General features: G+C 60.8%; 18 protein-coding genes and 1 pseudogene. 13 read left to right on the forward strand and 6 right to left on the reverse strand.

The window, feature by feature from the left end; all coding sequences use genetic code 11:
• Positions 1-3: 3 nt before the first annotated feature.
• The 5 genes from MRS74_RS12705 to MRS74_RS12725 all read right to left on the reverse strand — a co-directional run bounded on the left by MRS74_RS12705 (position 4) and on the right by MRS74_RS12725 (position 8831).
• Positions 4-3417, reverse strand: a complete 3414-nt coding sequence (locus MRS74_RS12705) for an adenylate/guanylate cyclase domain-containing protein (protein ID WP_254580668.1) — start codon at positions 3415-3417, stop codon at positions 4-6.
• Between the two features lie 568 nt (positions 3418-3985).
• Positions 3986-4915 carry a ChaN family lipoprotein gene (locus tag MRS74_RS12710; protein WP_254580669.1) on the reverse strand — a complete coding sequence of 310 codons (930 nt, stop codon included), beginning with the start codon at positions 4913-4915 and terminating at the stop codon, positions 3986-3988.
• 164 nt (positions 4916-5079) lie between these two features.
• Positions 5080-5769, reverse strand: coding sequence for a response regulator transcription factor (locus tag MRS74_RS12715; protein ID WP_254580670.1), 690 nt, complete (start codon positions 5767-5769; stop codon positions 5080-5082).
• Positions 5766-7475 (reverse strand): sensor histidine kinase, encoded by a 1710-nt coding sequence (locus MRS74_RS12720; RefSeq protein WP_254580671.1) that lies wholly within the window; start codon positions 7473-7475, stop codon positions 5766-5768. Before MRS74_RS12720 ends, MRS74_RS12715 begins: the two co-directional genes overlap by 4 nt.
• Before the next feature lie 24 nt (positions 7476-7499).
• Positions 7500-8831 (reverse strand): vWA domain-containing protein, encoded by a 1332-nt coding sequence (locus MRS74_RS12725; RefSeq protein ID WP_254580672.1) that lies wholly within the window; start codon positions 8829-8831, stop codon positions 7500-7502.
• Positions 8832-9068: 237 nt separating this feature from the next.
• Between MRS74_RS12725 and MRS74_RS12730 the strand changes: the two genes are divergently transcribed.
• Positions 9069-9434: a glutaredoxin family protein gene (locus tag MRS74_RS12730; protein WP_254580673.1), complete on the forward strand. Its 366-nt coding sequence runs from the start codon at positions 9069-9071 to the stop codon at positions 9432-9434.
• 202 nt (positions 9435-9636) lie between these two features.
• Entirely contained in the window at positions 9637-10032 is a 396-nt protein-coding gene (locus MRS74_RS12735) for a DUF3461 family protein (RefSeq protein WP_254580674.1), read from the forward strand.
• A gap of 100 nt (positions 10033-10132) precedes the next feature.
• Here the strand turns inward: MRS74_RS12735 and MRS74_RS12740 are convergent, their stop codons facing one another.
• On the reverse strand, positions 10133-10396 hold the full coding sequence (locus MRS74_RS12740; RefSeq protein ID WP_254580675.1) for a hypothetical protein: 264 nt from the start codon (positions 10394-10396) through the stop codon (positions 10133-10135).
• Positions 10397-10688: 292 nt separating this feature from the next.
• On the opposite strand from MRS74_RS12740, the gene MRS74_RS12745 reads away from it, so the two are divergent.
• From MRS74_RS12745 to MRS74_RS12795, 11 genes and pseudogenes are all read left to right on the forward strand, one after another.
• Positions 10689-11048 carry a DUF3461 family protein gene (locus tag MRS74_RS12745; RefSeq protein WP_254580676.1) on the forward strand — a complete coding sequence of 120 codons (360 nt, stop codon included), beginning with the start codon at positions 10689-10691 and terminating at the stop codon, positions 11046-11048.
• Positions 11049-11527: 479 nt separating this feature from the next.
• Entirely contained in the window at positions 11528-12259 is a 732-nt protein-coding gene (locus MRS74_RS12750; RefSeq protein ID WP_254580677.1) for an adenylate/guanylate cyclase domain-containing protein, read from the forward strand.
• A gap of 623 nt (positions 12260-12882) precedes the next feature.
• The gene (locus MRS74_RS12755; RefSeq protein ID WP_254580678.1) at positions 12883-13875 is read left to right on the forward strand and encodes a class I SAM-dependent methyltransferase; all 993 of its coding nucleotides are present in this window, start codon (positions 12883-12885) and stop codon (positions 13873-13875) included.
• A 179-nt stretch (positions 13876-14054) separates the two neighbouring features.
• Complete coding sequence (locus MRS74_RS12760; RefSeq protein ID WP_254580679.1) at positions 14055-14642, forward strand: TlpA family protein disulfide reductase; 588 nt, start codon at positions 14055-14057, stop codon at positions 14640-14642.
• 649 nt (positions 14643-15291) lie between these two features.
• Positions 15292-16686: a mechanosensitive ion channel family protein gene (locus MRS74_RS12765; RefSeq protein ID WP_254580680.1), complete on the forward strand. Its 1395-nt coding sequence runs from the start codon at positions 15292-15294 to the stop codon at positions 16684-16686.
• Positions 16687-17143: 457 nt separating this feature from the next.
• Positions 17144-17791, forward strand: a complete 648-nt coding sequence (locus MRS74_RS12770) for a polyphosphate kinase 2 family protein (protein ID WP_254580681.1) — start codon at positions 17144-17146, stop codon at positions 17789-17791.
• 914 nt (positions 17792-18705) lie between these two features.
• Positions 18706-19008, forward strand: a complete 303-nt coding sequence (locus MRS74_RS12775) for a fatty acid desaturase family protein (RefSeq protein ID WP_254580682.1) — start codon at positions 18706-18708, stop codon at positions 19006-19008.
• Between the two features lie 293 nt (positions 19009-19301).
• A complete protein-coding gene (locus MRS74_RS12780; RefSeq protein ID WP_254580683.1) occupies positions 19302-20177 on the forward strand; it encodes a YihY/virulence factor BrkB family protein in 876 nt (291 codons plus the stop codon).
• 440 nt (positions 20178-20617) lie between these two features.
• A pseudogene (locus MRS74_RS12785) lies at positions 20618-20788 on the forward strand (RNA-binding protein); the annotation flags it as partial.
• Between the two features lie 328 nt (positions 20789-21116).
• Positions 21117-23513 carry a membrane-bound PQQ-dependent dehydrogenase, glucose/quinate/shikimate family gene (locus MRS74_RS12790; protein ID WP_254580684.1) on the forward strand — a complete coding sequence of 799 codons (2397 nt, stop codon included), beginning with the start codon at positions 21117-21119 and terminating at the stop codon, positions 23511-23513.
• Positions 23514-23519: 6 nt separating this feature from the next.
• The gene (locus MRS74_RS12795; RefSeq protein WP_254580685.1) at positions 23520-24857 is read left to right on the forward strand and encodes a DUF2254 domain-containing protein; all 1338 of its coding nucleotides are present in this window, start codon (positions 23520-23522) and stop codon (positions 24855-24857) included.
• Positions 24858-24879: the final 22 nt, after the last annotated feature.

The following is a 24879-nucleotide window of genomic DNA, read 5'->3' on the forward strand; positions in this document are numbered from 1 at the left end:
GCCTCAGGTTGCAGCTGGATTTTGGCTCAGCTGCTCGAGCAGCGCCCCGGCTGCCCGCAGATCAAGGGTATCGAAACCTTCATCAAAAACCTTGTAGCGGGTGGCCAGCAACTCGTGGGCTTCCTTCTGCTTGCCCTGCTGCTGTAGCAGCCGGGCCAGATCGGTCGCCGCCCGCAGCTCCAGCGAACGGCTTCCCTGTTCAGCTGCCAGGGCGATGGCCTGTCCGAAGCAGGCCTGGGCGTCTGAGGGCTGCTGCAGACTGAACAGGCCCCGCAGCCGGTACAGTTCGGGCGCATAAAAATTTTCCCCGGTCTGCCCGACGATGGCCAGGGCATCATCAAGTACCGCCAGCGCCGCTTCCTCCTCTCCCGACTTGCCCAGAGACTCGGCCAGCAGCGCCATAAAGTAGGGTTTGAGGAACTCGCCACCGGTTGCCTGGTAATCCAGCATGCCCTGGCGGATGGCCGCTATGCCTTCGGCCGGCTGGCCCTGCTCGGCCAGGGTCCAGCCCCGCAGCATACTGGCGCGTGCGCGCCAATAGGGAAAACTTTGTTCGGTCGCCAGTACGATGACAGACTCGGCCCACTCCCGGGCCTGTGCCACTTCACCGCGCAGCTGATGCAGCTCGGCCCTATAGATCATCGGATCCGCCAGGGTATAAGGGTTGGGCGTCTGCTGTGCCAGCTCCAGCGCGTCCAGGCACTGTTGCAGCGCCTGGTCGGGATAACCGCGATACCATAGCGCCCAGGAACCGATAATCAGCCCCAGAATACCCGGCTCAATGCCGTACAAATACGTATGGTTGCCATGTTCGTGCGCATCATAGAGCGCCAGCACCTGCTCAGAGTGTCCCTGCGCTTCGTGCAGCCGCCCGCGAAACAGCGAGGTGCCCGCCAGTGCACCATGCGCCTGTACCAGCAGCGCCGGATCCGAAGTCTCCTCTGCCATCGCCAGCAACTGTTCGGCCATCTTCTGGGCGGCACCGAAATCGGCCCGCAGGGTATAAAACCGCCGCAGCGCCGCCAGGGCGGAAAACAGCTGCCCGCTGTCGCCCAGTTCACGGCTCAGGGTCAGGGCCCGGGTGAAGCTCGCTTCAACCTCCGTGGCGCCGAACCCGCGGATGACCATCCAGACATGGCCCAGGGTGATCTGCAGCTTGAGCTCAAACCGCGTTCGCGGCGTGGTATCCGCCAGCCTGGGCAGCACAGCCTGCGCCCGGGTGAGGTGCGCCAGAGCCTCCTGAGCGGCTGAGCGGCGCATCGCCTGCTCTGCGGCCCGCAGCAGATACTCCACCGCCTTGCCGGCATTGCCGCTGCAACTGTAATGGTGGGCCAGCTCACTGCAGTGGTCATCCAGACTGTCACTGAAGAGCGTTTCAATGGCCCGGGCCGTGCGTTCATGCAGCCGGCTGCGACGTTCCAGCAGCAGCGAACCATAGGCAACCTCCTGGGTGAGGCCATGCTTGAAGGTGTACTCGACTTCCGGGAAGGCCGGCCGCTCGTACAGAAATTCCCCGGCCTGCAAGCGGGACAGCCCGCGCTTCAGGGCGTCCTCCGGCGGCCCGACCACCTGCTGCACCAGGCTCCAGGGGAAGTCCTTGCCGATCACCGCGAGGGTTTGCAGTAGTGCTTTCTCCGCCGCAGCCAGGCGGTCGATGCGTGCACTCAGCACGCCCTGCACCGTAGTGGGTATGTGCAGATCGGCGGGCGCCCGCTGCAGACGATAGGCGCCCGGCTCCCCGCTGAGCACCTGTTCCTCGGCCAGGGTCTGCACCACCTCTTCCAGAAAAAAGGGATTGCCCTCGGTCTGGGTCATGACCAGGGGCTTGAGCGGCGCCAGCGACGCATCCTCCCCCAGCAGGGCCAACAGCAGTTCCTCCGCCTCTGCCGGGCCCAGCGGATCCAGCCGCAGCTGGGTGTAGCAGCTTTTCTGGCCCCAGTCGTGCTGGTACTCGGGCCTATAGTTCACCAGCAACAGCATGCGGGCCCCGGCCACCCCGTCGCTGAGCACCCGCAGAAAGGCTTCGGTTTCACTGTCAAGCCATTGCAGGTCCTCGAAGACAAGCACCAGTGGCTGATCGAGACTCTCGTGCACCAGCAGCTGTCGAATGGCCTCGAAGGTGCGCTGGCGCCGAATCTGCCCATCCATCTGTCCCAGCGCCGAATCCGGCCCGGCCACGCCCAGCAGGTAGTAAAGATAGGGCAGGCTGCCCTCCAGGCTGCGGTCCAGCGTCAGCACCTTACCGATGATTTTCTCGCGTCGCTGGCGCTCATCATCCTTAGGCCCGATCTGCATGTAATTTTTCAGTAATTCAATCAGCGGCAGGTAGGCAAACGCCTTGCCATGGGAGACCGAAAAGGTTTCCAGTACCCGGCATGGCTGCTGCCCGCGATGCTTGAACTCGTAAAAGAGCCGCGACTTGCCGACACCCGGCTCCCCCACCACACCGACAATCTGCCCATGGCCGGCACAGGCCTTGTTCAGTGCCTGCTGCAGCTGTGCCAATTCGGCCTGGCGACCGACAAAGCGTGCCAGGCCACGGTGCGCCGCCACTTCCAGCCGGGTACGCAGGGCGCCGAGCCCCTGCAGTTCATACACGGCCAGCGGCTCGGACAGTCCCTTGACGCGGGTATCCCCCAGCGCCTTGAAATCAAAATATCCCTCGGTCAGCCGGTAACTGGGCTCACTGACCAGGATGGTGCCGGGGGTGGCGATCCCCTCCATGCGGGCGGCGATGTGAATGGTATTGCCCACCGGATCATAATCCGTATGCAGATCATCGGTGCGTATTTCCCGCACCACCACTTCACCGGTATGGATGCCGACACGCACCTGCAGCGCTATACCCTGCTCAAGCCGAACGCGGTCACTGTGATGGCGAATCGTTTCCTGCATGCGCAGCGCCGCATAAAGCGCGCGTCTGGGGTGATCCTCATGGGCAATGGGGGCGCCGAACAGGGCCAGAATGCCGTCACCGAGGGACTTGGCGACATAACCCTCGTAATGGTGCACGGCTTCCATCATCAGCTCGAGGATCGGATCGATCAGATGACGCGCCTCTTCAGGATCCAGATCCTGGATCAGCGCCGTGGACCCGGCCATGTCCGCAAACAGCACGGTGATGGTCTTGCGCTCGCCGCTGCTGTTGCCGCGGGCCTGCCGGGCGCTTTGCTCGGCCAGGATACGTTCGGCCAGGTGGGGCGGAGTGTACTGGATAGGCGCTGGCACGGCCGGGGCGACGCGGGTGGCCGCAGCCGCTGGCGCATCGTCCAGCGAGGTGCCGCAGGCATTGCAGAAGCGGGCGGCGGAACTCACCTCCTGACCGCACTGCGGACAGCAGCGAGCCATTCGCGTGCCGCAATGCTCGCAAAATCGGGCACCTGATGCATTGTCTTGCCCACAATCAGTACAGCGCATGGGGCTTTCACGTCCTCGGCCTAGCGTTCACAAGTCGGCGTCCGCTGCCAGCGGTGCCGCGACTACTTTCCTAGCCAGGGGGTCGCGGTAGGCGGTTCTGACCGGTACCCGACACACCGCCTGGAGCCACCAACCGAACCGATGTTAAAAGGATAGCCGAGCCCGACGCCAGTGGTTGTCTGTTGCGCGACCAGGCACCCGGGCCCTCACCCCTTAGCCATCAAAGCGATAGTCAGCGCCGTCGGCAACCGGGGCAACGGCCTGATCCTGATGGCGAAGCAGGATGCTGCGGTAATGGAGCTGCCGGCTGATGAACGTCGACTCCAGTCCGATCGCAATGCAGTTCCCGTCCCGCCCGCACAGAGGACAGCCGCGCAAAAGGCTCCGGCGTTGTCGTGCATTCTGCCAGCGCCCGCGGTGGCAGGCTGGGCAGCTTCAGCCTGCCGCCAGAGGCTGCAATAATCCGAAAAGGTGCTGTTCAGTACTCCACTGACCGGATCCAGGGACCGGTCAGAACCCCGTTCGGTTACCAGCTGCTGGACGTCACCGAACGTCAGGGCCGACGCCGTCAGTTGGACATTGGCAATGCGTGGCTGGCGCTGGCGCCGGTATCGCCGCAATAATCCGTCTCCTGGGTCGCCGAGGTGAACCAGAGGTAGTCCGCCACCTGGTTCGACAGCAATTCGTCGCCGCCGACGATTTCGCCTCTATCCGTCACCATCGCCAGCATCACCACCGCGCTGTCGTCAGGGTCCAGATGGCGGGGCACCCCCAGATCCTTGCGTACATGGTAACCGCCTGCCAGCAGCAATGCCGGCCGGCCCCCGGCATGCTGTTGGAGCTGTGAGGCCATGCGGGCATCCCGGGCCAGCTGAATCTCGACCATCGGATCGAGCCGCTCTGCCGGCACCGGTTCGCAATGCTGTGCGCTGATCTCATTACCGATGTGCTTGCGGACCTGCCCGGTCACCGCGGCACGGGACTGTATTTCCTGCGCAGGCAGGCCGGCGTCTTCCCCCTGATACAGCGCGTCTATCTGGTCCTGGCCCAGATTGCCGCTGGCCAGCGATCCGCCCAGCTGCAGCACCAGATGAAACAGCGGGCCGTAGCTGTTCCAGTCCCAGCGCTGCGTCACCGGCTTGAGCGCCGCTGCCAGTTCGCTTCTGGACGTGGTGATACCGAGCTTGTCAAGTGGCAGATCGGGCCCCAGCATCTCGAATACCACGGCGGTTCCCGGTGTCACCAGATCTTCCAGCAACAGCGTTTCGACGGCGTGGTGCTCGGGGTTGTCGTGCTGTTCGCCAATGAGGATGATTTTCTTGTGCTCGAGCGCGACGTAGAGATCCTCGGGCGACAGCGTTTCCATGGTGCTCAGGTCGAGTATTTCACCCGGGTGGCGTCGTAGCTCGGCCCCTTCGGCCGCGTGCGAGGGAGCAGTCCCTGGCAGCCAGAGGCACAGGCTCAGCGCGGCGGCGATAGCGGTTCGGGTCATGGGCATCGTGCAAGCTCCTGTTGCGTATGGGTACCGATGGGCGCAAGGATGATCTCAACACAAGGACACCGCCAAGAGCAAATGAATCAGGGGGGTGAAGCGCAAGGATGAAAAAACGCGGTAACGGATCTGGCGCGCAGGGCGCGTATCGACAGGGCAGGCAACGGCCTTCAGCCATCAAAGCGATAGCCCACCCCGTGCACCGTGACGATGATGCGCGGGTCTTTGGCGTCGAGTTCCACGGCCTTGCGCAGCTTGGAGATGTGCTGGTCCAGGGTACGGCTGCTGGGCAGATAATGGCGCCCCCAGCATTCATCGAACAGCTCGTCGCGGCTCAGTACCCGGCCCGGATTGCGATGCAGCAGTTGCAGGATGCGCATGTCCCTGAGGCTCAGATCAATGCGATGGCCGTCGCGTTCGGCGCGCAACTGCGCCGGCAGCACCCGCAGATCCCCCATCTGGAAGCTGTCATCCACCCGCGTGGGTGACAGGCCCCGCGCCAGGCACCGACGCGTCACGGCGCGGATACGGGCCACCACTTCGCGGCTGCCGAAGGGCTTCTTGATATAGTCATCGGCACCGAGCTCCAGCCCCAGTACCTGGTCAATCTCCTCCGACTTGGCGCTGATGAAGATCACCGGCAGCTGCTGATCCTGCTGGCGAATGCGCCGGCACAGGCTGTAGCCGTCCTGCCCCGGCATCATGATATCGAGCAACACAAGATCGGGCCTGTGTCGCTCGAACAGCGCCCAGGCCTGGTCGCCATCGGCGGCCTCCAGGCAGTTGTAGCCCTCGACCTCCAGCAGATCCTTCAAACCCAGACGAATATTAAGGTCATCCTCGGCAATCAGTATTTTCATGCTTGTAGCTCCAGCCGAATCAGGAAACAGGCACCCTGCCCGCACGACTCAAGGCTCAGGTCACCGCCGTGGGCACGGGCCAGATCCCGCGCCAGGCCCAGACCAATACCGGTGCCGGCCACGCCGTCGGTGAGTTTGTTGCTGCTGCGATAGAAGGGTTCAAAGATACGCTGCTGCTCGCCGGGGTCTATTCCCGGGCCTTGGTCCTGTACCCGGATACAGATGAGCGAACCCTCCCGCCAGGATTGCACCTGCAGGGCGCCACTGTCGGCGGCGTATTTTTCACAGTTGCTCAGCAGATTGTTGAGGATCTGCTCCAGGGTACCGGCATCGTAGCGCAGGGTGGCGCCAATACCGGCACTGAATTCCACTCTTATGCCGCGTTGCCTGAGCAGGGGTGCGAAGGTCTGCAGGATGCGGTTAATCTGTTCATCCACGTCCGCGGATTCAAACCGCAACTGCAGCTGCTGGCGCTGCAGCCTGGAAAAGCTCAGCACGTTGTCGATCAGGCGGGACAGGCGCTGGCTCTCGCCGGTGATCACATCCAGATAGCGCCGCACGCCCGGGTCCTGATCATCATCACCAAGGCGCTCCTGCAGCATCTCGGCGTAGAGCCGTACATTGGTGAGCGGTGTTTTCAGCTCGTGGGACACCTGATTGACGAAGTTGACCCGCTGGCGCGCCAGCCGCAGTTCCCGACCGTGCTCGCGATACAGCAGATAGCCCAGCAAGCCCAGTCCCAGTGCCAGTAGCAGCAAGGGCGCCAACAGCGCGAGCGCACCCTGAGCTCCGGCCTGGGTGCCGGCCGGGGCATGATACTCAAGCCGCCAGCTGCCCAGCGGGTGGTTCAGCCAGAGCAGGCGCAGGGCATTGCCTTCGGCCCGGTAGCCACCCCAGCTGTAGAGGGTGCTGCCACGGCTGTCCAGCAGGCGGATTTCGGCGTTGCCCAGCTGCTGGTCACCCTGCTCGCCATCCGGCAACCGGTTGATCAAATCGGACAGCAGGCGCGCGCTGTTCAGCACAAACCCCAGGGTGCGGCCCCGGTCATCGCGCCACCAGTACACCTGCATCAAACCGGTGTTGGCGTGCCAGGCGATCCAGCCCGAGGGCGCGGTGGAAGCGGTTTCGGCCTTGGCCATTGTGCGGTCTGCGTCCGCCAGATCCAGCGCCAGCTCGGCCGGGGCCGAAGGCGCCCGCAGCTGGCCACTGGCCAGATAACTGGAGGCATCGCCCGCCGCCCGTACCGGGGCCTGCTGCAGCGGGTCAACCGGATCGGCAGCGGCCGGGCGAAACAGGTCGGGCGAGCGCCACAACGGCTGCATCTGTTCGACAAAGCGCTGCTCCGCCTGACTCAACGGCTCGAAGCGCGGTGGAAACAGGCGCTCGCTGCCATCGGTGCCGCCCAGCACAAACAGCTGTTCCACGTAGACCGAATTCTTTACAAAGGCACGCAGGGCCTCGCTGCTGTAGTCGGGGTCAGTCTGGCGCCGCAGGCGCTGTGCCTGCTGCGCCAGCACGCCTTCGAGCTGACGAAAATGGGTCTGCAACTGCTGATCCACCGACTGCAGCTGTTGCTCGATCAGCGTCTGCAGCTGCAACCCCAGCAGCTGCTGCTCGTTGTGCTGCAGGCGCAGGCCCAGCCAGCCCAGCAGCAGCACGGGCAGGAGCACCAGCAGAATGAGCAGTAGCGGGGCGCGATACTTCACAGGCTCAGAGGCCTCCCTATTCCGTTAATAGGTTTGCTGGGTGGAGCGCTTGTACTGGCGCTCACGCAGCTCCTTGCGCTTGCGGTTCCAGTCGTCTTCGGAGGATATTTCATCGGCATCCTTCAGGGCTTCCGCCTCCTGAGCCTCCAGCTTGGGCGAGCTCAGCGTATCGGCCTGGGCGCCCAGTAGCGTGGCGCTTTTCTGCAGAATGCTCCTGGCCCCTTCTATATCACCCTGGTCACGCCGCTCCAGCGCCTGGCGGCTGTATTCATTGGCCACCTGCTCCACCGCAGACTCCAGCGCAGGTTTGTCGACCGCCTGCTGCACTTCCTGCTCCGAGTCGCTGAAGGCCGCCTGTACCAGGCCACTGAGCTGGCGTTTTTCCCGCAGCGCCAGATTGTTGTAATCCAGCTGCACCTCGGCCAGATCCAGAGTACTGCCGGCCGCGTGGGCCGGGACTTCGACCTCGAGAATAACGAACTTTTCCTGCTCGCTGTAGAGCGAACTCAGGCGGGTGCGCACCCGGTCACCGATTACCTCGGCCTCGCGCCCGATCAGGCGCAACGGCCGCACACCATTGAGGCAGCGAATCTCGATGCTCAGATCCTGCGCCACCACGGACATCACATCGCCGAATTCATATTGAAAGATACGCTCCAGATCCGCGGCATTCTCGACAAAGGCATGGTTACCGTCGCTAAAACCCGCCAGCTGGGTCATCAGGTCTTCGTTGTAACCCAGCCCCAGGCCGATGGTGGTGACACTGATACCTTCCTTGGCCAGGGACTGACCCAGGCGGCCCAGTTCATGGGGCGACTGGGGCCCGACATTGGCCAGACCGTCGGACAGCAATATGACCCGGCTCACCTGCTGGCGCTCGAGAAACTTGCGCACTTCCTGTGCGCCCTTGCTGACACCGGCAAAGAGCGCCGTATTGCCACCGGCCTGCAGCCGGCGAATGGCGCGATAAATCGACTGGCGATCCTGCACCCGGGTGGCCGGTACCACCACCTGGACGCGGGAGTCATAACTGATCACCGAGACGATATCCCGCGCATCCAGGCTCGCAATCGCCATAATGGCCGCCTCCCGCGCATTGGCGATTTTCTCGCCGCTCATGGAGCCGGACTTGTCGAGCACTATGGCGACATTCACCGGCGAGCGCTGTGCCAGGCTTTCCTGCTCGAATCCCTGCAGGGCTATCTTGATAAAGGCTGTCTGAGTGCTGTCGGCGTCCATCACGGGGGTGGCCAGACTCAGATTAAGGCCGACATCCCGCGCCTGGGCTGCCAGCGGCAGCCAGAATAGAAGCAGCAGAAAGGGCCGAAGCCAGTGATGTGTGAATCCTGTGTCCATGATCCGTCTCCCCGGTTGAGTGTATAGAGTGCCCGTTGTGGTGCACTGGTCACTGCCTGTGTTGCACTCTAGGGCGCCCGCGCTCTCGGGCGGTCAGACAAACGTATGGGTGTTGTAAAAAGATTGTAAGACGGCAGGGTTCTGTCCCTGGAACTGATCAAAATTCGACCGCACACCGCTATCTGTGATATAAAGCGCCGCACTTACAGAATCAGCTTTTTTTGAAGGTAATACACGATGGCGATCATCCGCTGGGTTCTTGGACGCATCATTCTTCTGCTCGATTTTCTGACCCGCCCACGGGGCGTCAAGCGCCCGCCCGAACAACAGGCGGTGCTCGATCAGCAGACCGCACGGCTGTCGCTTTACCAGTACGCCGCCTGCCCGTTCTGCGTCAAGGTACGCCGCGCCATGCGCCGCCGGTCACTGAAGATCGAAACGCGGGATGCCAAAAGGCAGGCGGACTACCGCCAGGAACTGCAGGAACAGGGCGGGCAGCTGAAAGTACCCTGCCTGCGCATTGAAAGCGATAACGGCGATGTGCAGTGGATGTACGAGTCGTCGGATATAGTGCGCTACCTGGATTCGGTCGCGGCCGTTTAAAGCAGCCCGGCTGGCTCCCACCGGGAGCCCACGCTGGATCTATGCGGGCAGATCGCAGGCTCTATAATCAGCCGGCTTCGACAATAACAACAATCTCGATTACAGACGGCACAGAAACCCAAATGTGCTGATACTGGCTTTTGCGGTTATCCTGCAATAGCCAGACGACCCTTTATCCATTGTTATTGGCGAGATCAGATTAATGTCAGACTACCCGACGCTCGAAGAGATGGGCATCAGCTCCTTCGAAGACATCACCAAGTACAGCCTGCGCCGCGAAAGCGATGTGGATGTATTGAAAATCTACTATAAGCGCCCCAAGACTTCGCTGCTGTCACGCAGCAAGAAATTCACCTTTGCCCGCCCGCGCAAGTCCATCCCGATGCAGTTTCGCAGCGGTGAAAAGTGGGACAGCCTGACCGACAGCAGCCCGACGCTGCAGAATGCCGTGATTGAGCTGAACAAGCTGACCACCCAGCCTGCCACCCAGCCGCCTGAAGATGTGAAAGCCCGCTTTCTGGAAGATCTGAATCACCTCGAAACCGTGGTGAACTCAAAGATCAACGAACTGCGCCGCCAGATCGAAAGCATGAAGTAATGCGCTTTGCCGGCGGTGGCCCGATGGCCACTGCCACGTCTTTCTGCCTGCAGTGTCATCCGAATGCGCGGCACTATCCTCCCCTGTAACCTGACGCGACTTACTGCGACTGACTGGCCGCTTGCTGTGCCTGCTTTTGCTCCAGCATCATCTCGCCCATCTTGCGACCGAAGACTTCCATCACCGCAGCCGGATTGTCCTGGCACTCTTCAAATGCCGACACCATGGCCTGCAGCGTGGGCAGGGTCTTGTCCACCAGCTCCTTGATGTAAACCTCGGCCGTTACATTGGTATAACGCTCGTAGTCCGCAAAAAGCTTCGCCGCCTGTTCGCTGAGTTCGATTTCCACGCTTGCTGCAGCCATCTCGTCACCTTCGGTCTTCTTAACTGTGTTTTTATAAACAGAGGCGCCACCCAGGGCGCATGAATTCATCATGACCAGCAAGGCGCCCGGTGACTAGATCCAGCCATGATGCTTTGGTGGAACCAAGCACTCCTTCTCGCCCACCCGACTGGCATCATCGCTCAGATACGACTGGCGCTAGAGCAATACCGCCAAAGCCCCTACCCTGTCAGGCGATGCATCACGGCTCTCCGATACAGGAACCGCCGCCCGTCCCACCGCCGCCACCCGTTGCCGACAACCTGGAGATCTCATGCACAAGTACCCGACACTCTCTGCCATGGGAATTACCGAAGTTGAGTCCATTGCGCGCTATACGCTCAAGCAAGGCAGCCACAGCGATGAACTCAAGGTCTACTTCCACAGCACCGGGGACGACAGTCAGCCCCACAGCATGAAATATGATTTCCAGCGTTTGGCCGCCAAACAGAGCTCCACAGGCAGCCATAGCGCCGCCACCGAATTGCTCAGCGCACTGGACGAACTGCAGCAGCTGACCCGCCAGGGCCAGCCGGCTCCCACACGGGAACAGCTGCTGGGCGAGTTGAATCACCTCGAAAAGGTCGTCAGTGCCAAACTCGCAGAGCTGCGCTTTAATCTGCAGCAGTGGTAACGCATCCCAAACCCCAGTCTGCCTCTGCTGTGCCCTGCCAGGATCCAGGCCTGACGCCAAACCTGACATCAGGCCTGTTATCTCATTATGCTCCGCCCTAGGCGCGGTTATCGCGGACTTGAGGCCACATCCGGGTTACGGATCTAGCTCTTGCTTTTTAATATGACGGTAGATGGGTAAAGAAGCGCAGCGGCGGGGCTGTGAGGAGCAGGTTCAAGGGTCAAGAGGCAAGGGTCAAAAGGCAAAAAGCCGCACGCGGGCGCCCTGCGCCCGCCATGGTGCTCGTGGGAGCTGCGCCCCGCTGCGAAGCTTTTGGAACGATGGCAAGGTTCTCCGGAGCAACAGCCATTCGTCGCGGGGCGCGACTCCTACGGTTAAATTTGGCACCCTGCGGGGAGCTGTCTGTGGCTCCGGAGTGACTCTGGTAGGTTGACAATGAGTGCAGCGAATACCGACAACCGCCGCAACGAGACAGCCCCATGAGCCCGTCCCAGGGTCAGCGCAAACTTACCGCCATTCTGAGTGCCGATGTCGTCGGTTACTCTCACCTGATGGGCGAAGATGAACAGGCAACTGTCGACACGCTCAAACAATACCAGCAGGCCATTGGCCGGGTGATCGAGCGCCATATGGGGCGGATCGTTGATGCCCCCGGCGACAACATCCTGGCCGAGTTCCCCAGCGCAGTGGAGGCCGTCAACGGTGCCGTCGAGATACAGAAGGTACTGGAAGGCCGTAATCTTGAGCTGCCCTCCGAACGGCGCATGGAGTTTCGCATCGGCGTCAACCTGGGCGACGTTATCGAAGACGACAGTGGCATTATCTTTGGGGATGGCGTCAATATTGCCGCCCGCATGGAAGCCCTCGCGGAACCCGGCGGGATCTGCATTTCGAGTCCTGTCTACGATGCCGTCGAGGGCAAGGTGCACTTCGGCTACGACTTTCTCGGCGAGCAGCGCGTCAAGAATATCGCCATGCCGGTCAGCGTCTACCGGGTGCGCGCAGGCAGCGACATGCCGCTGCCTGCGCGCTGGGGGATAACCCGCGCTTTGTGGGATGGTCATCCATGGGTAGACCCTATAAATATACAATATCGCAAGGACGCGGATCATGCCTCTCACCGCTGCGGCAAGGAGTGCCGTGGGGGAGTGGCCGGCTGGCAGTTACCAGCGCCACCGGCCCGAGCAGACCCTTATCTACCAGACCGTTGAGTAACACTACTCGGCATTCACGCCCATTTGGCGGTGCAGGGCAGGGAATTGCCGGGCTACGTGCAACGTGAGTTCAAGGATTACCTCAGAACTGCAAACACCAGCCGAGCGTATGCGTTTTCGGGAAGGGCAATACCGTACCCGTTCGATTTATTGCACCATACGGGCCTTCTCGGCATCGATGTGCCCGTACCATCCGTCTGTGTACGGTAACGCACAGATATGTCCTGTCGGGGCAGGCATTCTTCTCAGTGTGTTCACGGCTGCAGACGTGCCGTTCAGCGCGAGGGTGCGCAATCTTTTGCAAAATCCTGGCTCGAAGCGACGCGCTGACGAAAGTACATCAGGCATGAAGGTGTGGATGAAACGCTGATTCTTTGGGTGAGGGACAATTGATGGGACAATTTGTTGATACTGCATTGACAAGGCCTTATGACAGAATCTTCAGGCTGATTCAAAAGCGGGTAGCCGACAAGATAAAACTACCCGTCGAAATCTAGTTGTGGGGTGGCCACACCTATCGTTTAGGGAAAGGCGAGCCCGCAATCCAGATCCTGGTCAAGAATCGTCACGGGCTGGCTGCCCTCAGAGACCTGGATGAGGTGAGAATTTGCGAAGCTTACATGGCAGGCAACCTGGATGTCGCGGGAGACATGCTGGGATTCGCCAGTCTCCGCGGGCTGTTGCGCGACCATCATCCGCTGCACGCTCTGTGGTCGCGGATTGCGCCACTGTTCGTAGGTCGGGAGCAGACCGACCGGCGGGCGATTGCCGGCCACTATGATTTCAGCAACGAGTTCTATCTCAAATTCCTGGATCCTAGCCGCTGCTATTCGCAAGCGGTATTCGAGCACGACGACGAGTCACTGGAAGCGGCCCAACACCGCAAGCTCGATTTTGCCATCGACGTTTGCCGGCTAAAACCGGGGGATCACGTCCTGGATGTCGGCGGCGGCTGGGGCAGTTTCACCGAGCATGCAGGACGACGCGGAATTCACGTCACATCGCTGACTATTTCAGAACAGTCCGAAGCTTTTCTGGCAGACTTGATTGAGCGGCTGCAACTCCCATGCAAGGTGCTGAATCAAGACTTTTGGGAACACACATCGCCGGGCCCTTACGATGCCATAGTAATCCTCGGGGTGATGGAACACCTGCCCGACTATCCGGCCGTTCTACGGCATCTTCAACGCTTGCTGAAACCAGGAGGGCGCGTGTACCTTGATGCCAGCGCGTACCGGGAAAAGTATTCCAAGCCGACCTTTGTATCCCGCTATATCTTTCCGGGCGACCATGCTTATTTCTGCCTGCACGCTTTCTTGGCAGAAGTGGCTAAGAGCGAACTGGATGTGTTGGAGGTGCATAACGACCGGCATAACTACTTCCTCACATGCAAGATATGGGCCGAGCGCCTGGAAGGCGCTCGCGATGAAATAGTGAGCCGTTGGGACGAAATGCTTTATCGCCGGTTTCGGCTGTATCTCTGGGGCTCGGCGCATGCTTTTGTCAGCCATGAAATGGATGCGTATCGGGTGGTTCTGGAGCTTCCAAATGTCAGCGTGAGCAGCAGCGACGCCTATGGTGAGCATATGGATATGGGGACGAAGCAGCTCTAATGGGCGACCCTGTTAAATTGCACTGAATGTTGATCCGATTATGGTAGTTATTTGCATTGAAATATGAACCGCGCAGTGATGCGTATCTCCCTGAATATACCGTAACAAGGGTTCGCGACCTTTATCGCGCTGGTGTGCTCGTGGCACTGAGGCTGGATTGCCTATGAGGAAATTAAGCCATGGCTGAGATGAAAGATCGTTGGTTGTTTGTAGGTGATATTTGTACCTACTTCGTCGTTGCCGCGGCTTGCGCCCTGTTGACCGCATCGTGGGTGGGTGCGGCTCCGAACAGTCCAATTCCTTCGTTCGAGGCAACCGCGCTGAGCGGCGAGAAGATCACCGACGCCAAGCTCATCGGCCAGCCGACGATCCTGATCGTCACACCCAGCAAAGCTGCCGCCGGAGACACGCGAAAGTGGGCCAATGCGCTGCGGGAGAACCTGGATCCGGAGTCAATCCGCATCCGCGACGTGCTGGCTGTCGATCTGCCGTTCTTCATGAGCGAGGCCGACGCCATAGGGCGCGCCAAGGAAAAGATTCCGGCTCGCTACTACGACCAGACCTGGATCCTTGATGAAACGAGCCTTGAAACGGCGCTCAATATTCCGACGGGAAGCGCGAGTGCTTACGTGATTGTTCTGGATTCCGAAGGGCAGATCATCGCCCGCGTCAGTGGCGCTCCGACCGAGCAGCGCATCAGCCAGGTCAAGTCAGCTGTTCAATCACTGGGGATTCCACCAGCGGCTTGGTCTTCACAGTTGCAATGAGTTATTCAGCAGCGCACGCAATCTGGTGCAGACGACGTCTCTGCTCCGCTACCTGGTGTATAACAGAGGCGAGGATTACCGTGGCACACCGGATATGACGAAGCACTCACTGCTCCGGAAATATCTGCTGAGTTATTTCGCCACCGAAGTGCAGGAGTTAAAAGAAGCATCATTCCTAGCAGCCCGTCGGACTTAACATTGATCTACTCGGCTCGGGCATCCTGCTTCGCCCTACCTCCTGCATCCATGCAGTCGTACGCAAACATCCCTCTCTTCGGTAAAGAGGGGTCATTTTATGTACTCTTTATAAAACCACCATGCACAAGCTACATCCCTGTAGCTTGCCCTGCGGGCAGCTATCGTTGTGTAAATCGGCTATCCTGCCGATTTATCGCCTCGAAAGAGCGCAAAAACTACCTCATTCAATCGCAGGGAGCGATTGAACGTGCAAGCCCCGAAGGGGTGAAGCACATGAATGTGCTGAACAAAGCGGTCTTTCCCTCGCAACGATCGGCCAAGCCCCTACGACGAAAGGCGCAAGGTTGAACCTACGCAAGGACGGCGGTGGCCCTGCAAGGTGGTATGTGCAAAACCGCACTATCGGTGATGAGGCGGATTGGACAGGCGCCGCTCACAGGAGCAAATACGAATGCCAGGAAGCCAACGACCCGAAATTGAATTGCCCACGATGCTGCTGCGCGCCGCAGGACTCGTCATACTGCTGTTCGCCTGTACGGCGCCTACCTTGGCGCAAGATGTCACCCCGGCTGCGCCGCGGCAGCCCGTGACTGTCGTTCCCGAAGCAAGTGATGCAAAGATTGCGAGCCGCTTGCAACGCATCCTGAAATCGACCGGATGGTTCGATGTGGCGCACGTCTCAGTGAATGACGGGGTAGTCTTTCTCGACGGCACGACTGGTACTCAGGAACATCGGGCCTGGGCCGGAACTCTCGCCGAAAACATGCAAGGTACAGTCGCCGTCGTCAACCGGATCGAGGCCGGTGCCGATGTCGGCTCTACCTTTGTGCGCGCAGGCGAAGAATTCACAGGTTTCTACCGGCAGATGCTCAGGGTCTGGCCGCTGGTGGCGCTCGCCGGCCTCGTCATCCTGGCCACATGGCTGACCGCCGGACTGGTAGCGCTGGCGGTTCGGCTGATATTCGCAGGCCGCATCGAGTCACCGCTGCTGCTGTCGGTTGTGGCGCGGGCATTTGCAGTTCCAGTCTTCCTGCTGGGCATCTATTTCGTGCTGCAATTTTCAGGCTTGACGCGGCTGGCCCTCACGGTGCTTGGTGGCACCGGGCTGATCGGCGTTATCATCGGCTTCGGACTGCGCGACATTACCGAGAATTTTCTGGCGAGCATCCTGCTAAGCATGCGCAACCCCTTCCACAGCGGCGACCTGATCGATGTCGGCGGGCACACAGGTGTGGTGCAGAACCTGAATTTCCGCAGCACCGTTCTGCTCACGCTTGACGGCAATCAGGTGCAGATCCCCAATTCTACCGTCTACAAGAGCATCATCAAGAATTACAGCAGCATTCCGAGCCGCCGCGCCGAGTTCACGGTCGGCATCGGTTACGATTCCTCGGCCGTCAAGACGCAGACCCTAATCGCAAAAGTGTTGCAGGAGCATCCTGCCGTCCTCGATACGCCAGAGTCGCTAGTTCTAGTGGAGGAGTTGGGCCCGGCAACGGTGGGTTTGCGCGTCTATTACTGGTTCGATAGCAACACTTACTCGCCGAACAAAATCAATTCGGCCTTGCTGCGCCAGACCAAGAACGCGCTACTCAAGGCCGGCATCGAACTTCCGGATTCCGCGCGCGAAGTGATTTTCCCCAAGGGCGTTCCCGTTGTCCAGATGACGAATTCCACACAAGTTAGGCGTGAATCCGAAAGCGACGCTGGGCGGGCTCCCGCCGCAGACGAGAATAGCGATACGACGCCCAGTGAAGGCAACTTGTCAAATGAAACTGTAGAGATGCGGGAACAACAATCCAAAGGCAACCTGCCGGAAACCCAGGAAAACCTGCTCAAGAAATAGCGTGCTGGATCCGCGCGTTTCCTGTGTTCTGGAAGCACTGGATTTATCGCCGCAGCTCGTCGAGCGAGTGCATAAACGTTACGAGGAACTGGCGCGTTAGGACGTTCGGGCTATCCAGGAATCGGAGGATCGCGAGGTCGGACTTGACCGGTCGTAGCGAGGGAATAGCCGTTTTGAGTCAGTTTTGGGGCTCTTTTAAGGCGATAAATCGGCAGGATAGCCGATTTACACAGCGTGAGCTGCCCACCGGGCAAGCTACAGGGATGTAGCTTGTGAATAGTGGCCCTATAAAGAGTAAACAAAAATGACCCCTCTTTACTGTAAAGAATCGGCGTTTCCGCACGACTGCATGGATGCAGGAGGTAGGGCGAAGCAGGATGCCCGAGCCGAGTAGATCAGTGTTAAGTGCGACAGGCTGCTAGAGACTGCCGACGTAGAAACCAAAAAATAGTCCGGAATGTTTACAGCGGCTTTGCTGACCGAAAGGAACAATATAAAAATCAATTCTCAAGACTTCCAAGTGTCGCCTGGAGAAGAGTTCAAACTCAGCGAGCGCCGGACGAAGGCCAAGCCTTTCTTCAAGTCGAAGAAACACTATCACAAACGGCTCGATGAGAGCGTTGAGGAGCTAAGCGAACTGCAACGCATGCACTACGCGTCCAACCGCTATGCGATCCTGCTCATCTTTCAGGCGATGGACGCGGCTGGCAAGGACGGGGCCATACGGCACCTCATGTCCGGGGTCAATCCGCAAGGCTGCGAAGTGTTCAGTTTCAAACAGCCGAGCGCCGAAGAACTGGAACACGATTTTCTCTGGCGCACCACCTGCCGCCTGCCAGAACGCAGACGAATCGGCATTTTCAATCGGTCCTATTACGAAGAAGTGCTGATCGTTCGCGTGCATCCGGAAATTCTGCGCAGCCAGGGGCTGCCCGCCGGGCTAATCGATGAGCCGGACAAGCACTGGAAGTTCAACCTCGCAGACGTGCGCGAGAGGAAGCGCCGGGATGATTGCATGAAAGCGTATGAAGCGTGTCTGAACGCGACCAGCACTGCTCATGCGCCCTGGCATGTCGTTCCGACGACAAGAAGAACGCCCGGCTGATCGTTTCGCAGATCATCCTCGATACCATGAAGGAACTCAGGATGAGTTATCCGACAGTCGATAAGGAGCGCCTCAAGGAATTGCAGGCCATCCGCAAAGAACTTTGTGGCCGAATGCCACTGATGGAAGGTTGAACCATGAATAAGATCAGACGGCTCCGGAGTAATTTGCGGACGAGAGTTTGTGGTCCAGGGCACCCCTCTCGCATCGCTCGCCCAGGAGATCATCAAAGGCCAAATATTCCACTGCAGGGGTTTACCCTAGGGGGAAACACCCCATTGCGTCTGCGCGCTGACTCACCTAGGGAACCTATGAACAAGTCCCAGTTGTCCTCTGCGGGTCCTGAAGCGTGCAGCTGCTAGGCGCAGTGTGCAGGCAATACCCTAAAGGGCACCTTGGCCTTAGTCCTTGTCAAGCGCTGCAACAACGCAGATGTATGCTTCAGGGCCCGCCCTACGGGGCTTTCGGCGCGACCCGGACTCTTTGTTGCAGCTTCTCGACAGGCCCCGGCATGCTTTCGAAACTGCGCCTCGATTCCGGATCGCGCTGAAAGCCAGAGACTCATTGGGACTTATTCATAGGTTCCCTAGCTTGTTGTTATCATGCATACGTTAGCTGCAAGTTATCTCGTGCCGGCTGGATTCAGGCTGCTCATCCAGGCGGTCGTCCTCGTGGTTGCGGTGATCGCCGCTCGCCGATACAAACTGACCGGTTTGTGGATTTTGGTGGCGCCGTTTTTTTGGCCGTTTCCAAGACGTCATGGCGCTGGTCTCTTCCACGTTGATTAGCGCCGGGCATGATAACGCCATAACCTATTCGGCATGGCTTCAATATGTTCCCTGGGTGACCATGACCCTGGTACTCTGCGGCTGGGGTGTGCTGGATTTCAGCCACAAGCAAGGAGCGAAAGCGGCATGACGACCGTTGAATGTCCAGGCGACACGGCGGCTTGGAAGAAAATTGTCGTCAGATACCAGCAACCTTCCTGGTGGCGCGCCGTCTGGCAGCCTGTCAACACGTTCGTTCCTTATACGGCGCTCTGGTATTTGATGTATGTCTGCGCGGCGGTGTCGTATTGGCTGGTGGTGCCGCTGAGCATTTTGGCGGGAGGATTCATGGTGCGACTGTTTATCATCCACCATGGCTGTGGGCACGGTTCGTTATTCAAATCACCCTGTGCGAATGATATTTTGGGTTTCATCAATTTCATCATTTAAGCTCCCGGATTCCCAACTATAATCTGGAGCGATGTCACAAGGCGGAGCCGCTGTGTCAAACCGTGCCGCCCGTCTCGTTTTTCGCCAGCCACAAATCGTTCACCTTCCGGCTCTGGGATGAACAACAGCACAAGCTGGTCGGCTTCGGTGTTCTGGGATCAAGGAAACCAAGTCTGTGAAACTGAACCCGGTGGCAGTGGATCATCAAGGTCGGGACCCCGCTGAAAATCAACCCCATTCGCCTCCAGCCGTCTGCTTTGTTGGCTGGCGGCTGGACACATAAGTTCAAACCGATGCGAAAGTTCTTGCTCATCGTTAAGCAGTCCACCGCGTGGCGGGTTCTCTGCCGCGCTTACGCACGCTGGGTGGAAGCGGATGGCGACGAGGGCGCCGCCGCCTTTGCCTATTACCTGCTGCTGTCATTCCTGCCTCTGGTCATCCTGCTGGTGACCGCCGGATCGCTGTTCGTCGAGCGCGACGTGGCGACGCAGGCGGTTGTGCAGTGGGTCAAACATTACGTGCCGCTGACCGGTGAACAGGAACACTCTGCCGTGGGGTCCATTGGCGGCATGCTGGCGGCGCGGGGCCAGATCAGCCTGGCTGCGATTCCGTTGTTGTTTTGGAGCTCGCTGCAATTCCTTAGCGTGCTGATTCGGACCACAAACCGCCTCTGGCATTCGCCGACTTACAATTGGTGGCGGTTGCCGTTGAAAAGCCTTGCCCTGCTCGGCATCACGGTGAGCGCCGTGTTGATTGGCATTTTGCTGCCCGGGATGGCGCGGATGTTCCGGGAATGGTTCGCGACCCAGCTCGGATTTCCCGGTTGGATGTTCGCCATAATTTTCCAGCTCATTCCGTGGCTGGTTTTGTTCTACGGGCTGATCATGATTTACCGGCTGGCCCCCAGCCGGGCCACCCGGTTTTCCGAAGTCTGGCTCGGCGCGCTGGCCGCGACGCTTTTGATCTGGCTTGGCGAATGGCTGTTTCTGCTTTACGAGATCCACTTCACGAGCTTCAACGCCCTCTACGGCGCCTTGGGCGGCATCATGGCGTTTCTGCTGTGGATTTATCTCTCAAGCTGCGTCTGCGTGCTCGGCGTCTGTTTTTGTGCGGCGCTGGCGGAGGTCCGGGCGAAAGCCGAGGGTTCGTTGCAACCAACCGGTGGGTGAGAAACTTCGCACTTTAACTGGCCAACAAAGGTGAATGTTAATTTAAGAACAAGCTCAAACAGTTCTGGAGCAACCTGCGGGGCAACTTTTGGTTCTACCCTCGCTAATGGTGGCGGGCAGCCTTGCGGTCGTGGTGGCCTTGATTCAAGTGGACACCGCCGGCGGCCAACAGTGGATGTCCCGCTGGCCGCTTCTGTTTGGCTCCAGCGCGTCGGGCGCATGTGCGCGAAGCGCTCGGCGGCGCGCCTGGAAGAGCACGGGCCGAATCGCCTGCGCGAGGCGCATCAGCGGCCGATGTGGCGGCTCCGCGCGGCGAGGCAAAGGCATCAAATCCAAAGTGTCTGATGACGGACAGGATCAAACACTCACTGAACGTCGGACATCGATGGCCCGGGCACAACCTCTGAAGCCTGTATTCACCAACAGTAGGCGCTTTAGACGATATCGACATCGAGACCTGTCGTGAATGCGGCGGCACCGTCATAGTCTGCATTGAAGACCCGGTGGTAATCAGGAGGGTCCTCGCTCACCTGAAGGAAAAGGTCGCTTTGGTGATATTCAACGCACTACCCGAGAGCCTGGCGCCTCCGCTAACAAGCCTGTTCGACTGAAGTAGATAGGCACTCAATGCACGTGGCTGCACCCCTGGGCGGGAGCGGCGCGGGTATCGGCTTGCCTACGGGTTAGGAAGGAGCTGGAAAGATGGGTATCAAGAGTGGGAAAGGAGCGTTCTTTCAGCAGCGAAGGTAATACTGCGGTTGGTCGTGAGGACTATGGGCGGCCCGATGTCGATGAACGATCCGTGACTTCATGAAAACGGCGCTTATCCTACTTATACTTCAACTTGTTCGTGGCTGCCTGGGCTGTTGCGAACCCTGGTCCAGCGAGACGACGCCATTGCCGGTTCTGCCGGACTCACCCAACGATGAGCAACGCGAAATGGTTCTGACATTTATCACCGCATGGATCCTCATCCTCCTCGGCACCGTCCTCGGCGCAGGGGGAATGTGGCTTGCAGCGCTGGGCGGTAGCTGGGCGTATGGCCTCGCGGGTACCGCCTTGGTGGCGTGCGGCGCCTTGCTGGTTCGCCGCCGCCGCATCGCATTGGGTGTGTATGCCGCACTGCTGGCGGCGATGGCAGTCTGGTCGCTGTGGGAGGTGGGGCTCGATCGCTGGGCGCTGGTTCCCCGGGGCGCCCTGCTTGCCGTCGTCGGCCTGTGGCTGCTGGCCCCCTGGATCGACCGGACTCTGTGCGAAACTGGCATGGTGGGGGCCCCTGCGCGATCGTCGTGGCGCGGTCCTCGCGGCTGGCTGGCAGGGGCCATGCTGTTGGTGGTCGCATTGGCGGCAATTTCGATCACGCGCGACCCCTTCGATGTCGCGGGCCTGCTGCCCGATGCAGCGGTCTCGCAGATCGCAGCGCCAGGCCTTACGGATCCGCCTGGGGCCGCTGGCGAGGACTGGCCAGCCTATGGCGGCACCGGGCTGGGCCAGCGCTACTCGTCGCTGGCCGACATCACGCCTGCCACGGCAAGCCGACTGGGCCTCGCGTGGGCCTTCCACACTGGCGAGACTCCGCGCCCGAGTGACCCGGTCGAGCGCACTTTCGAGGTCACGCCCTTGAAGGTCGACGATCTGCTGTACCTGTGCAGCGTGCGGCAACAGGCCATCGCCCTGGACGCTGCAACCGGGCAGGTGCGCTGGCGCTTCGATCCGCACATCGAAGTGGACCACAGCAGCCAGCATCTAACCTGCCGAGGCCTGGCGTTTTTCGATGGCACGGGCGCGGCATCCGCGGCGCTTGCCAGCGCGCCGGCCGCAGTTCAGTCGCAGACCTGCGCCCGCCGGATATTCCTGCCCACCATCGACGCCCGGCTCTATGCGCTGGATGCGCAGACCGGCGAGCCCTGCCTCGATTTTGGTGACAAAGGCGTGGTCGACCTCAGCGCCGGCATGCCGAACCTCCGCGCCGGTGCCTACATGCAGACCTCGCCACCCGTGGTGGCGGCCGGTGTAGTGATCGTCGGTGGCTCGATCAACGACAACGCGTCGGTGCACAACCCGTCCGGCGTGATACGGGCGTTCGACGCGCGCAGCGGGCGGCTGGTGTGGAACTTTGATCCAGGCCGTCCGGATGCCACCGCGCCGCTGCTGCCGGGCCAGACCTATACCGCCGGTGCGCCGAACAACTGGGCGCCGTCCAGCGTCGATGCGCAGCTCGGGCTGGTTTACATCGGACTGGGCAACCGGTCGCCCGACCAACTGGGCGCGGGCCGCAACGCTGAAGTCGAGCGGTTCTCCAGCGCCCTCATCGCACTCGACGTGACGAGCGGAAAACTGCGCTGGGTGTTCCAGACGGTGCACCACGACCTCTGGGACCGCGACGTGCCGGCGCAGCCGTCATTGATCGACCTGACGATCGACGGCAAGGTGGTGCCGGCACTCGTCATGCCCACCAAACAGGGCGACCTGTACGTGCTGGACCGCCGCAGCGGCCAGCCGATCCTGCCGGTGCGCGAGTTGTCGGCCCCGGCCAGCACGGTGCCCGGCGAGTTCGCCGCGCCGACACAACCCCATTCGTCGCTGAGCTTCATGCCACCCGCCCTGACCGGCAAGGACATGTGGGGCGCAACACCGCTGGACCAGCTCATCTGCCGCATCCAGCTGCGCCGGCTGGGCTATGACGGGCCCTATACGCCGCCATCGACGCAGCGCACGCTGGTCTATCCGGGCAACCTGGGCGTCTTCAACTGGGGCGGCGTGGCCGTTGATCCGGTGCGGCAGATCATGGTTGGCACACCGGCGTTCCTGGCCTTTACGTTCGAGTTGATTCCGCGCCCCGATGCCACTGCGAATGTCGTCAGCGCCGGTGCCAGCGAGCACTGGAACGAGAACCACGGTGCGGCCTACGCCGTGAAGATCGGCCCGTTCCTGTCGCCGATCGGCCTGCCGTGTCAGGCGCCGCCCTGGGGGGCGATCGCCGGGGTTAATCTGCGCACCGGCGAGCGCGCGTGGATGCACCGCCACGGCACCGTGCGCGATCAGATGCCGGGCGTGCTTCCGATTCCTTTCCCGATGGGGGTGGCCAGCCTGGGCGGGCCCTTGATCACGGCCGGCGGTGTGGTGTTCTACAGCGGAACGTTGGACAACTACCTGCGCGCCTACGACGTGACGACTGGGCGCAAGCTCTGGCAAAGTCGGCTGCCGGCAGGCGGCCAGGCGACCCCAATGACCTACCGCATCCATGGCCGGCAGATGGTGGTCGTCGCGGCGGGCGGCCATGGCTCTTTCGGCACAACGCCGGGCGATACGGTCTTGGCCTACGAGTTGAAGTGAGGTTTCTTGAAAGCACTGCTGCTTAAATACTGGGATCGCCTTCGATCCAGTTTCTGGTTCGTTCCAGGGGCCATGGCGTCCCTGGCCGCCGCACTGGCCGTCTCTGCCGTCGAGCTCGACAAAGCCGTCGCTGGCGACTGGCTGCAGAGCCTTGGCTGGAGCTATTCCGGTGGTGCCGCGGGTGCAAGCCTGCTGCTGGGCACCGTGGCCGGGTCGATGATCGCCATCGCAGGGACCGTGTTCTCGATGACGCTGGTGGCGCTGTCGCTCGCTTCGTCCCAGCTGGGCCCCCGCCTGCTGCGCAATTTCATGCGCGACACCACCAATCAGGTGGTGCTGGGCACCTTCGTGGCCACGTTCGTGTACTGCCTGCTCGTGCTGCGCACCATCCGGCGCGCCGACGAGGGGGCCTTCGTGCCTCATCTCTCTGTCAGCATCGGCGTTCTGCTGGCCGTCGTCAGCATTGGGGTACTGATCTACTTCATCCATCACGTCTCGGTCTCGATCCAGGCGGATGAGGTCGTGGCACGGGTCGGCAAGGAACTGGATGACGGGATCGACAGGCTGTTTCCCGGCCACCTGGGCAAGCCTGGATCCGAAGCCTCGAGTGCGCCCGGTGAACCCGAGCTGCCAGAGGCGTTCGCGCGCGAGGCCCGTCCTGTGGGGGCCCTCGATAACGGCTATCTCCAGCTCATCGATGCCGACACCCTGATGGCCTTGGCCAGCGAGGAAGATCTGCTGCTGCGGCTGGAGCGCCGGCCCGGGCACTATCTCATCAAAGGCCGGGCGATAGTGATGGTCTGGCCCGGGGATCGGGTCACTGAAACTCTGGTGGACAAGATAAACGCCGCCTTCGTGCTTGGCAACCAGCGCACCGCCGCCCAGGATATCGAGTTTTCCTTCCACCAGTTGGTCGAGATCGCCGTGCGAGCGCTGTCACCGGGCATCAATGACCCGTTCACGGCGATCGCCTGCGTGGACCGACTGGGCTCGGCCCTGTGCCGCCTGGCCCGACGCGACATGCCCTCATCCCACCGATTCGACTCTCACGGGCGGCTGCGGCTGGTGGCACTGGGATCCACATTTGCAGGGATCGCGGACACGGCCTTCAACCAGATCAGGCAAAGCGCTCGTTCGAACCCCGCCGTGGCGATCCGCATGCTCGATGCCATCGCCCAGATCGCGGGCCACGTGCAACGCGCGCAGGACGCGGCCTGCCTCCAGCGCCACGCCGGCATGATCATCAGAGGGGCGCGAGAAGCTGTGCCGGAAGCGGACGATCTGTTCGCCGTCGAAGCGCGCTTCACGGCGGCGACACAGGCGCTGTGCGAGCTGCTCGACTGACGCAAGGATGCGTCTCGCAGTC

Source organism: Marinobacterium sedimentorum, assembly GCF_024267675.1.
In the GTDB taxonomy this organism is placed as follows: Bacteria; Pseudomonadota; Gammaproteobacteria; order Pseudomonadales; family Balneatricaceae; genus Marinobacterium_A; species Marinobacterium_A sedimentorum.

Bases quoted from the DNA above. Each gene is read 5' to 3' on its own strand.
- MRS74_RS12790 (WP_254580684.1), top strand. From the start codon at position 21,117: ATGGTTCTGACATTTATCACCGCATGGATCCTCATCCTCCTCGGCACC.
- MRS74_RS12750 (WP_254580677.1), top strand. From the start codon at position 11,528: ATGAGCCCGTCCCAGGGTCAGCGCAAACTTACCGCCATTCTGAGTGCC.
- MRS74_RS12715 (WP_254580670.1), bottom strand. From the start codon at position 5,769: ATGAAAATACTGATTGCCGAGGATGACCTTAATATTCGTCTGGGTTTG.
- MRS74_RS12770 (WP_254580681.1), top strand. From the start codon at position 17,144: ATGTTTACAGCGGCTTTGCTGACCGAAAGGAACAATATAAAAATCAAT.
- MRS74_RS12765 (WP_254580680.1), top strand. From the start codon at position 15,292: ATGCCAGGAAGCCAACGACCCGAAATTGAATTGCCCACGATGCTGCTG.
- MRS74_RS12745 (WP_254580676.1), top strand. From the start codon at position 10,689: ATGCACAAGTACCCGACACTCTCTGCCATGGGAATTACCGAAGTTGAG.
- MRS74_RS12705 (WP_254580668.1), bottom strand. From the start codon at position 3,417: ATGCGCTGTACTGATTGTGGGCAAGACAATGCATCAGGTGCCCGATTT.
- MRS74_RS12725 (WP_254580672.1), bottom strand. From the start codon at position 8,831: ATGGACACAGGATTCACACATCACTGGCTTCGGCCCTTTCTGCTGCTT.
- MRS74_RS12740 (WP_254580675.1), bottom strand. From the start codon at position 10,396: ATGGCTGCAGCAAGCGTGGAAATCGAACTCAGCGAACAGGCGGCGAAG.
- MRS74_RS12760 (WP_254580679.1), top strand. From the start codon at position 14,055: ATGGCTGAGATGAAAGATCGTTGGTTGTTTGTAGGTGATATTTGTACC.
- MRS74_RS12730 (WP_254580673.1), top strand. From the start codon at position 9,069: ATGGCGATCATCCGCTGGGTTCTTGGACGCATCATTCTTCTGCTCGAT.
- MRS74_RS12755 (WP_254580678.1), top strand. From the start codon at position 12,883: ATGGCAGGCAACCTGGATGTCGCGGGAGACATGCTGGGATTCGCCAGT.
- MRS74_RS12780 (WP_254580683.1), top strand. From the start codon at position 19,302: ATGCGAAAGTTCTTGCTCATCGTTAAGCAGTCCACCGCGTGGCGGGTT.
- MRS74_RS12775 (WP_254580682.1), top strand. From the start codon at position 18,706: ATGACGACCGTTGAATGTCCAGGCGACACGGCGGCTTGGAAGAAAATT.
- MRS74_RS12735 (WP_254580674.1), top strand. From the start codon at position 9,637: ATGTCAGACTACCCGACGCTCGAAGAGATGGGCATCAGCTCCTTCGAA.
- MRS74_RS12710 (WP_254580669.1), bottom strand. From the start codon at position 4,915: ATGCCCATGACCCGAACCGCTATCGCCGCCGCGCTGAGCCTGTGCCTC.